Annotated in this window: 4 protein-coding genes; 3 read left to right on the forward strand and 1 reads right to left on the reverse strand. The window is 69.7% G+C overall.

All coding sequences use genetic code 11. The features are described 5' to 3' along the window. The first annotated feature begins 83 nt into the window (after window positions 1-83). A complete protein-coding gene (locus LNK82_RS01850; protein ID WP_230565120.1) occupies window positions 84-6245 on the forward strand; it encodes an RHS repeat-associated core domain-containing protein in 6162 nt (2053 codons plus the stop codon). 45 nt (window positions 6246-6290) lie between these two features. Here the strand turns inward: LNK82_RS01850 and LNK82_RS01855 are convergent, their stop codons facing one another. Beyond that, window positions 6291-7259: an ArsR/SmtB family transcription factor gene (locus tag LNK82_RS01855; protein WP_230565121.1), complete on the reverse strand. Its 969-nt coding sequence runs from the start codon at window positions 7257-7259 to the stop codon at window positions 6291-6293. A gap of 271 nt (window positions 7260-7530) precedes the next feature. Here LNK82_RS01855 and LNK82_RS01860 point away from each other — a divergent pair, with 271 nt between their 5' ends. Both LNK82_RS01860 and LNK82_RS01865 read left to right on the forward strand, forming a co-directional pair. Then, entirely contained in the window at window positions 7531-9456 is a 1926-nt protein-coding gene (locus LNK82_RS01860; protein WP_230565122.1) for an alpha-L-arabinofuranosidase family protein, read from the forward strand. Window positions 9457-9812: 356 nt separating this feature from the next. After that, the coding region (locus LNK82_RS01865) for a glycoside hydrolase family 27 protein (RefSeq protein WP_230565123.1) at window positions 9813-10340 on the forward strand (528 nt) is incomplete at its 3' end.

Consider the following 10340-nt stretch of genomic DNA (forward strand, 5'->3'; position numbering starts at 1 on the left):
CGCTGTCGCGGTGAAAACGCCCGTTCCTACGCTCGGCTGTCGCTGTGGTTTCGGTTCTGCGTTCGATGCCGAGGAGGCGACTGATGAGAAGACCTGTGCGCCGGTTGATAACCGGCGTGGTGACTTTGGCGGTGGCGACGACCGCGGTGGTGTCCACACCGGCCCTGGCCCAGCCGGGCGCCGCCGTGTTCCAGCCCCACCGCGAGCCGTCCGTTCCGGGGCACGACGCCCGCGCCGTGCCACCCGAACCGAACGTCGCCGACGCGGCGGCGGTGACGAGGACGCCGGACGTGACCTGGCCCAAGGCGGGCGTCGCGGAAGTGGCGCTGGACGGGCTGCGCACGGCGGGCGACACCGCCCGCGCGGGCGATCTGCCGATCTCCCTCAGGCGGGTGAACGGCGACGTGCCGACGGCCGCCGCCGCACCCGGCAAGGTCCGCGTCGAGGTGCTCGACCAGCGGTTGGACGGCCCGCTGCTGCGGATCAACCGCGCCGACGGCGTGCGGCAGGACGGTCCCGTCGAGGTCGAGGTGGACTACTCCGGCTTCGCGCAGGCGTACGGCGGCGACTGGTCGGTCCGACTGAGGCTGGTGGCGCTGCCGGAGTGCGCCCTGAGCACACCGGAGCGGGACGAGTGCCGGGCCACCCCGCTGGCCACCCTGAACAACGGCTCCGGGCGGCTGACCGCGCGGGCCACCGCGACGCCGGAGGCGAAGTCCGGGCTGTACGGCGTGATGGCGGGCGACTCCTCGGGCGCCGGGGACTACAAGGAGACGTCGCTGTCGCCGTCCTCGACCTGGGTGGCCGGCGGCTCCTCCGGCGACTTCGGCTGGAACTACCCGATGGCCGTGCCGCCGAACGTGAACGCCGCGGCGCCCCAGCTGAACCTGTCCTACTCGTCCGGCTCGATGGACGGCCGCACGTCGGCGGCCAACAACCAGCCGTCCTGGGCCGGCGAGGGCTTCTCCTTCGAGCCGGGCGGGTACGTCGAACGCCGGTACGTCGCCTGCTCGACGGACATGAAGCCGGTGGACAACACCAACGCGAACAACACCAGGAAGACCGGCGACACGTGCTGGCGCACCGACAACGCCACGTTCACGCTCAACGGCAAGGGCGGCGAGCTGGTGCTGGACGACGTCACCAAGAAGTGGCGACCGCGCAAGGACGACGGCACCGTGGTGGAGCGCTTGACCGGCGGGAAGAACCCGGACGACAACGGCGAGCACTGGAAGATCACCACCCGGGACGGCACGGAGTTCTACTTCGGGCTGAACCAGCTGCCCGGCTGGAGCACCGGCAAGGAGATCACCGAGTCGGTGTGGACCAACCGGGTGTACGGCAACCACGCGAACGAGCCGTGCCACAAGACCGCGTTCGCCGACTCGTCCTGCGTGCAGGCCTGGCGGTGGAACCTCGACTACGTGGTCGACCGGCACGGCAACACGATCAGCTACTTCTACGACACCGAGACCAACAACTACGGGCGTGAGCTGACCGCCACCAAGGTCTCGTCCTACGTCCGCGCCGGGCGCCTGGCCCGGATCGACTACGGCCAGCCCAAGGACAAGATCTTCACCACCAAGCCGGTCGGCCAGGTCGTGCTCAAGGCCGCGGACCGGTGCATCCCCGGAATCCCGGCCGCCGACTGCGTCGCGGCCAAGCCCGCGAACTGGCCGGACACGCCGTGGGACCAGGCGTGTGCCAGCACGACGAACTGCAAGGACAAGTACTCGCAGACGTTCTGGACGCAGAAGCGGCTGGAGAGCGTGACCACCAAGGTGTGGACCGGTTCGGCGTTCCGCGACGTCAACACCTGGAAGCTCACCCACAACTTCCAGGCCCCGGGTGACGGCACCAGGGCCGGCCTGTGGCTGTCGTCGATCAGGCAGACCGGCCTGGCCGGCACGCCGGTCGAGCTGCCGCCGACCACGTTCGACGGCATCCAGCTGAACAACCGGGTTGACGCCACCAACGACATGGTGCCGCCGATGAACTGGTGGCGGATGAAGAAGATCAACACCGAGTCCGGCGGCCAGGTGGTCGTCACCTACCAGCCGCCGAACTGCGCCCCGACCGGGACGCGGCCCGCGCCGGACGCCAACACGCTGCGGTGCCACCCGCTGAAGTGGTCACCGGACACCCCGGACGGCGTGGCCAAGGAACGCACCGACTGGTTCCACAAGTACGTGGTCGGCGGCGTGACCGAGAAGGACCTGACCACCGGCGTGGTCGCCGAGGAGACGACCGTCGAGTACGCCGGCACGCCCGCGTGGCGGCACGACGACGAGGACGGCCTCGTCCCGGCCGAGCGCAAGACGTGGTCGCAGTGGCGCGGGTACGAGAAGGTGCTGGTCAAGAAGGGTGACGCGGGCGGCGAGCAGTCGCTGACCGAGACCCGGTACTACCGCGGCATGGACGGCGACAAGACCGCGGCGGGTGGCCGGAAGTCGGTGCAGGTCCTCGACTCGAAGAAAAGTCCCTGGCCCGACCGCGACCCGCTGTCCGGCTACGAGCTGGAGGAGATCACCTACACGAAGGCCGGTGGCGTCGAGCGGTCGCGGTCGATCACCGACCACTGGGTGCAGGGGCCGACGGCGACCCGCAAGGCGGCCTGGGGCACGACGGAGTCGTTCCAGACCGGCGAGAAGAAGTCCCGGCAGACCAACCTGCTCTCCGACGGCACCTGGCGCGAAACCGGCAGCGATAACACCTACGACCCGCGCGGGGTGCTCCAGCAGACGTTCGACCTGAACGACACCGGCACACCGGACGACGACACCTGCACCCGATACAGCTACGCGACGCAGGGTTCCCTGGTGGAGTTGCCGTACCGCAAGCAGACCGTGTCCGACGGCTGCGACGTGCCGGTCACGCCGGCGAACGTCACCGACGACGACCGTTTCTACTACGACGGCAGCGAAACCCTCGGCGCGGCACCGACCGTCGGTGACGTCACCCGCATCGAGGAACTCTCCGGCTGGGACGGCGGGACCCCGACCTACGTCACGACGACCCGCGCCAAGCACGACGGCTACGGGCGGCCGATCGAGGTCCTCGACGCCAAGAACCGCAAGGGCACGACCACGTACACGCCGGCGACCGGCGCGCCGACGAGCATCGCGGTCACCAACGCGTCGGGCCACCGCACCGTCACCGAAGTGGACCCCGCGTGGGGCGAGGAGACCTCGGTCGTCCTGCCCGGCGACCGGCGTTCCCGCACGACCTACGACGCGCTGGGCCGCGTGCTCAAGGAGTGGCTGCCCGGGGCGAACCCCGACACCCGTCCGGCCGACCGGGAGCACGCCTACCTGTTCCGCAACGACGGTCCGAGCGTGGTGACCACGAAGGACCTCCAGCCGGACGGCTCCTACGACACCGATTACGAGCTGTACGACGGCGACATGCGCCTGCGGCAGACCCAGGCCCCGGCGCCGGGCGGTGGCCGCACGGTCATCGACCACCTCTACGACTCGCGCGGCCTGGAGGTGAAGCAGAACGGGCCCTACCTCAACGACGCGCCGCCCGGCTACGACATCCTCATCCCCGATGACGACCTGCTGACGTCGCAGACCATCACCGAGTACGACGGCGGTGACCGGCCGACGGCGTCGATCTTCAAGGTCAAGGGCGTCGAGAAGTGGCGCACGACCTACTCGAACAGCCCCGACCGGCAGGACGTCGACCCGCCGACCGGTGAGACGCCGGAGACCAGGATCCTGGACGCCGACGGGAACGTGGTCGAGCTGCGCCAGTACAAGGGCGAGACGCCCACCGGCGACTACGACCGGACCACCTACGGCTACGACGCCGAGGGGAACCTGCTGTCGGTCACGGATCCCGCCGGGAACGCGTGGCGCTACACCTACGACGTGCGCGGCCGCAAGACCAGCAGCCTGGACCCGGATCGCGGCCTCACCGAGTACGGCTACGACGAGGTCGGCCAGATGACGAGCGTCAAGGACGCTCGCGGCGTCACCCTCGTCTCCACCTTCGACGACCTCGGCCGGCAGACCGGGTTGTACGAGGGGTCGACGTCGGGCAAGAAGCGTGCCGAGTGGACCTTCGACACGGTGGCCCCCGGCATGCCGGCCACCTCGACCCGATGGGTGGACGGCGCCGCGTACACCTTCGCGGTGACCGGGTACGACCCGTCGGGCAAGCCCACCGGGTCGAAGATCACCATCCCGGCGAACGAGGGCAAGCTCGCGGGCACGTACGAGTTCTCCAGCACGTACACCGTCGACGGCGAGATCGCGACCCAGAAGCTGCCCGCGGTGGCGGGTTTCGCCGAGGAGACCTTGACCTTCGGGTACGACAACTACGGGTTGCCGACGACGTTGAGCGGCAAGACCTCCTACGTCACGGGGACCAAGTACACCCCGTACGGCGAGATCGAGAACGCGACGCTGTCCACCGGCGGCAAGGCGGTGCGGCAGTCGTTCGAGTACGAGGACGGCACCCGCCGGTTGTCCCGCTCGGTGGTGCAGAGCGATTCGAGCGCGAGCCACCTGTCCGACGTGTCCTACCGGTACGACGCGGCCGGGAACATCAGGAGGATCGCCGACGCCGCCGACGCGGACACCCAGTGCTTCGCCTACGACCACCTGCGCCGGCTCACGAACGCGCACACGCCGAAGTCCGGCGAGTGCGGTTCGGGAGAGCTGGGCGGGCCGGCCCCCTACGGCACGTCGTGGACGTTCGACAAGGTGGGCAACCGGTTGAGCGAGACGAGGACCGGCGCGGACGGCAAGTCCACCACGTCGGCCTACACCTATCCCACTCCGGGCCAACCGCAGCCGCACACGCTGCGCAAGGTCACCACGGGCGACAAGGTGGACGAGTACGCCTACGACGCGGTCGGCAACACCACCTCCCGCAAGGGCCAGGCGCTCGACTGGGACGCCGAAGGCCGCGTGGCCGAGGTGACCGAGGGCGGCAAGACCACGTCGTTCCTCTACGACGCGTCCGGCGAGCGGCTGATCCGGCGTGACGCCAACGGGACCACGTTGTACCTCGGCGCGACCGAAGTGCGCCTGAACCCCGACGCCACCCTGTCCGCCACTCGCTACTACAGCCACTCGGGACACGTGGTCGCCGCCCGCACGTCGGACGGCAAGCTGACCTGGCAGGCCGCCGACCACCACAACACCGCGCAGCTGTCGATCGACTCGGAAACCCAGGCGGTGCAACGACGGCGGACCACCCCGTACGGCGAGGTGCGCGGCGCGGCGCCGTCGGTCTGGCCGGGTGAACGCGGGTTCGTCGGTGGGACGAACGACCCCACCACCGGTCTGGTGCACCTCGGCGCGCGCGAGTACGACCAGTCGACCGGCCGGTTCATCTCCGTGGACCCGGTGATCGACCACGAGGACCCGCAGCAGTTGCACGGTTACGCCTACGCGAACAACAGCCCGGTCACCTACACCGACCCGGACGGCCGTTGGGGCTTCAGCATCAAGACGATCACCAAGACCGTCTTCAAGCCGATCGTGAAGACGGTCGTGCAGCCGGTGACGTCGTGGGTCACCAAGTACACCCCGATGATCCACAACGCGGTCGAGACGCTCAAGGCCGTCACCGTGCCGGTCGTCAAGAACGTGATCAAGAAGATCCCCAGCGTGCAGAAGGTCACGCAGACGATCCGGAAGGTGGTCAAGGAACGGAAGGACTCGGTCAGGAAGTTCTACAAGAAGCACGTCAAGCCGAAGGTGGACCAGGCGAAGAAGAAGATCAACCAGTACAAGAAGTCGGCCAGAGCCGCGTTGAAGAAGGCCGACAAGTACGTCGACAAAAGTCGCGAGTGGACGGTGAAGCACATCAAGCCAGGCGGGAAGATCTGGGGCTACGTCAAGCTGGGACTCGGCGTGGCCGCCTTCGCCGGCTGCCTGATCTGCGGTGCGGCGGTCGCCGGGATGAGCGCGGTCGACATGAAGAGGGCGTACGAGGAGAAACGGGTGGACAAAGTGGCGTACGAGGCGATCGGCATCGTCACCTTCGGTGGCGGCACGAAGATCAAGTTCGCGTTGGACGCCGCCCGGAACACCGCCCGGGTGCAGGGCAGCATCTTCACCGGCACCGCACGACTGCACCGGGAGGCGACCGCGGCGGTGAAACGGCTGGAGACCATGGAAGCAAGGGTGGCCGGCACCGATATCGGGATGCTCGCCAAGGACGGCATCACGCTCGCCGCCAGCTTCACCAACGTCGACGACGACAAACACCACTGGAGCGGAAAGCTGTGACCCCGGAGGGGGCTCGGGTACCCGATGCCCGAGCCCCCTCCTCCGCTAGGCGGAGCCGCCGGCCAGCAGGGCGAGGCCGAGCGAGGTGATCGAGTGCAGCACCGACTGCCCGTTCTGGCGGCTGGTGACCAGGCCGGCGCCGCGCAGGGCCGAGGCCTGCTGGCTCGCGGTCGGCAGGGTCGTCGCCGTGCGGCGGGCCACTTCGCTGGTCGTGCAAGGGCTTTCGCCGATGGCCGCGAGCACCTTGGCACGGGTCCGGCCGAGCAGGGAGGCCAGCGAGGCACGCGTGCCGCCGAGCGCGGACCAGCCGAGTTCGTGCTCGACCGGGTACACCAGGATCGGTTCGTAGTCACCGTCGAGGAACGTGATCGGCAGACCCTGGCAGAAGAAGGACGGCGCCAGTTGCAGGCCCCTGCCACCCAGGTGCAGCTCACGGTCGACCGGGTAGCCGATCTCCAGCACCGGGTAGTGCCACCGCGCCGTCGGGTGCAGGTCTTCGAGCAGGCGTTCCCAGCCGCCGTCCGCCATCAGCGCCGTCTGCCTGGCGCGTTCCTGACCGATGCGGCCGGCCACGTGCGTCCAGTACGGCGCGAGGCAGGCTTCGAAGTACCGCTCGACCGCGTCGGCGAGGCGCACGACGGCCTCCGCACGACCCTCGGCGAGCGCGGTCGTCCACGACGGTGGGCGACGCACACCCACCAGGATGGACAGGTCCTGGCGGAGTCTTCGTCTCGGCGTGAGGCGCAGGGCCTCCAACCCTTCGGCCAGGGTGAGGTCGTCGGTGACCGGCGTGAGGAAGTCCGCCGCGTACCCGGACCGCGGCACGAGGTCGGTCAGCAGCCGGGTGTCCGCGGGCGCCTTGGGCCCCGCGGATCTCCGCCACTCCTCGAAGGTCACCTCACCCGTCCGCGTGCGCAGCCGGTACAGGCTGAGCAGCGTCTCCCACATCGGGTGCGGTGCGGCGCTGATCCTCGTCCTGGCAAGGTCTTCGGGCGTGAAGTAGATGCGCAGCACTGCTCCCCCCGGAGCGCTCCGTCGAACGTTGCGTCGGGTGATCCCCCCACCCGGCGTCCGACGCTAGGGCACGGCGGGGCTTCGGCGGCATCGGTGGACGGAAAAATACCGCCAGAGTTTAGGCGCATACCGCCAATGATTGACGACGAATGGCGCACCCTCGATTCGTGCTCGCGCGCGAAGCCGTTCGTGCGAACGCCGCCCTGCCGAACCTTTCCACGCAGGCCGAAACGCTTGTCCGGCGTGCTCCGGCCTCCCTAGCGTCCGGCCCGTGGTACCACGCAGATGCCTCGCCGCGGCCGTCGTCGCCGCCACCGCCCTCGCCGGGCCCCCAGCCACCGCGGCGTCCGGGTCGGCCGCCGAACCCGTCCTGATCAACGTCGCGGTCGACCGGGACGAAGGGCCGGTCCGGGCCGAGCTGCTCGGCGCCAACCACCGCCACACCGGCCTGGGCTACGGGATGTGGGACCCGGCGGCGGACGCGCCGAGACCGGAGGCGGTGCAAGCGGTCCGGCGAGCGGGCCTCAAGATGATCCGCTACCCCGGCGGCACGGTGGCCAACACCTTCCGCTGGAAGCGGGCCATCGGGCCGGCGGCGCACCGCGGGTGCCAGGTCGACGGCCGGGACTGGACCCGTGCGAACAGCACGTACGGGCCGATGGAGCACATGCGGTTCGTGTCCGAGGTCGGCGCGCAGGCGCAGATCATGGTGCCGTTCGCGGTCATCACCCCGGAGAACGCCGCCGACTGGGTCGAGTTCATGAACGCGGAGGTGGGGACGAACCCGAACGGGGGCACCGCGTGGGCGCAGGTCCGGGCGGACCACGGGCACGCGGAGCCGTACCGCGTGCGGTACTGGGAGCTGGGCAACGAGCACTACCTGCGGGACCAGCGCTACTGGATGCACCAGGACCCGGCGGTGGCGGTCGAGCAGTACATCACCGGTGGCACGGTCCAGCTCACCGCGGAACCGCTGGGCAAGGACTGCGCCCACCCGGCCGGCGGAGTCGCGGCGAGCGGTGCGGCCGGCGAGGTGTTCGAGGTCAAGCACGCGCCGGTGGTCGCCGAGAGCGTGCGGGTGACCGTCGACGGGGTGGCGTGGCGACGGGTGGCCGACCTGGCGTCCGCCGGACCTGACGACCCGGTCTTCGCGGTCGACCGCCCCGTCGACGGGCACATCAGGTTCGGCGACGGCGTCCACGGCCGCCGCCTGCCGCCCGGTGGGCACGTATCGGCGTCCTACCAGTCGACGCACCGCGGGTTCCCCGCGTTCTACCGGGCGATGAAGCAGGTCGACCCGACGATCCAGGTGTGTTCGAGCTGGGGCACGGTCGCGTTCCCGAAGAGGATGAAAGCGCTGGGCCACGCCGCCGAGTACGACTGCCTCACGGCACACCCGTACACGAACTTCGCCGCCGAGAAGGATGCCGCCGGCAACCCCAGGGACGCCTGGTCCAACCCGCTCGACGGGCACGACCAGCACATGATGGGCGCGTGGACCGAGGTCGAGGGCATCCAGGCGCTCAAGGCCGCGATCACGGCCAACGGCAGCAAGGCCTACGTGGGGTTGTCCGAGTTCGGCGCGCTGTGGGGACCCGATCCGGGCCTGCCCGCGCCCTACTACCGGTGGAACACCTCGATGACCCACGCGCTCTACATGGCTTCGCAGTGGGTGCGGTGGCTCTACCACGACATCCGGTTCGCGGAAGGCAACGACCTGTTCACCACGCCCGCCCGGTACGGCCTGTTCTTCGGCGCCGAGCCGGTGTTCACGTCGGAAGCGGTCACCCGTGAGGTCGTCAAGCCGCTCTTCGAGGCGGGCGGGCGGCGGCTGACCCGGACCGTGACCGGCAACCCGATCCGCGTGGTCGACCCCGCGCACTGCGGCAACGGCGACGACGGCTGCTACGAGGCGCTGGTCGTCGCGGCGACGCGCGGCGCGGACGGCCGAACCTACGTCATGGTCGTGAACCGACTGCCCGGCGAGTCCGACGCCGTGACCGCACGCCTGACCTTCACCGGCGGGTCCACCTCGGGCACGGCCCACCTGCGCGCGACCGACAGCGCCGCGTTCACCAGCTACAACGACGAGGCGGTGACCGGCGTGACGATGCGGACCGCGACGCTGCCGGTGACCGGTGGCGGTCTCACGCACACCTTTCCGCCGCACTCCGTGACGCTGCTCCAACTGGGCTGACCCGGCCGGGGCGACGCGGCGACCCGACTCGATCGTTGACAGACAGTCAGCCGATCGGGAAACTCCTGTGATACGTCAGTGCGTGCGCTGGATGACCTCGGCCGCGCGAACCGCAGGAAGACGCCGGCGGGTCACCACCTCCGAATGCCGACGTGCCATCGCACAGCCCGAATTGTTAACGCTAACATGGCCGCTGCCCCACCGCGCCCGGGAATCCCCGCCGATGACCGGCGACCTGTTCGCGCACCAGTCGTGACGATCCGGTTCGGACAGCCGCCGCACCGATGCCGACCCCTTCGCCTCCCCCCGGCGACCCATCGCCAATCCATGGAACGATCCATCAACAAGGGAACACCATGATCCGATCGCTCACATCCCCACGCCGCGGGCGGTTCGCCGCCCTCTTGGCAGCCGCCGCCCTGGTGCTCGCAGGCACGGTCGCCGCGACCACCACGGCCCCTCCGGCCGAGGCCCTGGACAACGGCGTGGCGCGCACGCCGCCGATGGGCTGGAACTCGTGGAACACGTTCGGTTGCAACATCAACGAGGCGTTGATCAGGCAGATGGCCGACGCGATGGTCAGCTCCGGCATGCGTGACGCGGGCTACCAGTACGTGGTGGTGGACGACTGCTGGATGAACCCCAACCGGGACTCGGCGGGCAACCTCCAGGGCGACCCCGGCCGGTTCCCGAGCGGCATGAAGGCGCTCGGCGACTACATCCACGGCAAGGGGCTCAAGTTCGGGATCTACCAGGCGCCCTTGGCCGAGACGTGCGCCCAGTACTTCGACTCCTACCCCGGTTCGACCGGGGCGCTGGGCCACGAGGAGCAGGACGCCCGCCAGTTCGCGGCGTGGGGCGTGGACTTCCTCAAGTACGACTGG

It is taken from the genome of Saccharothrix luteola (genome assembly GCF_020859565.1).
Taxonomy (GTDB): domain Bacteria; phylum Actinomycetota; class Actinomycetes; order Mycobacteriales; family Pseudonocardiaceae; genus Actinosynnema; species Actinosynnema luteola.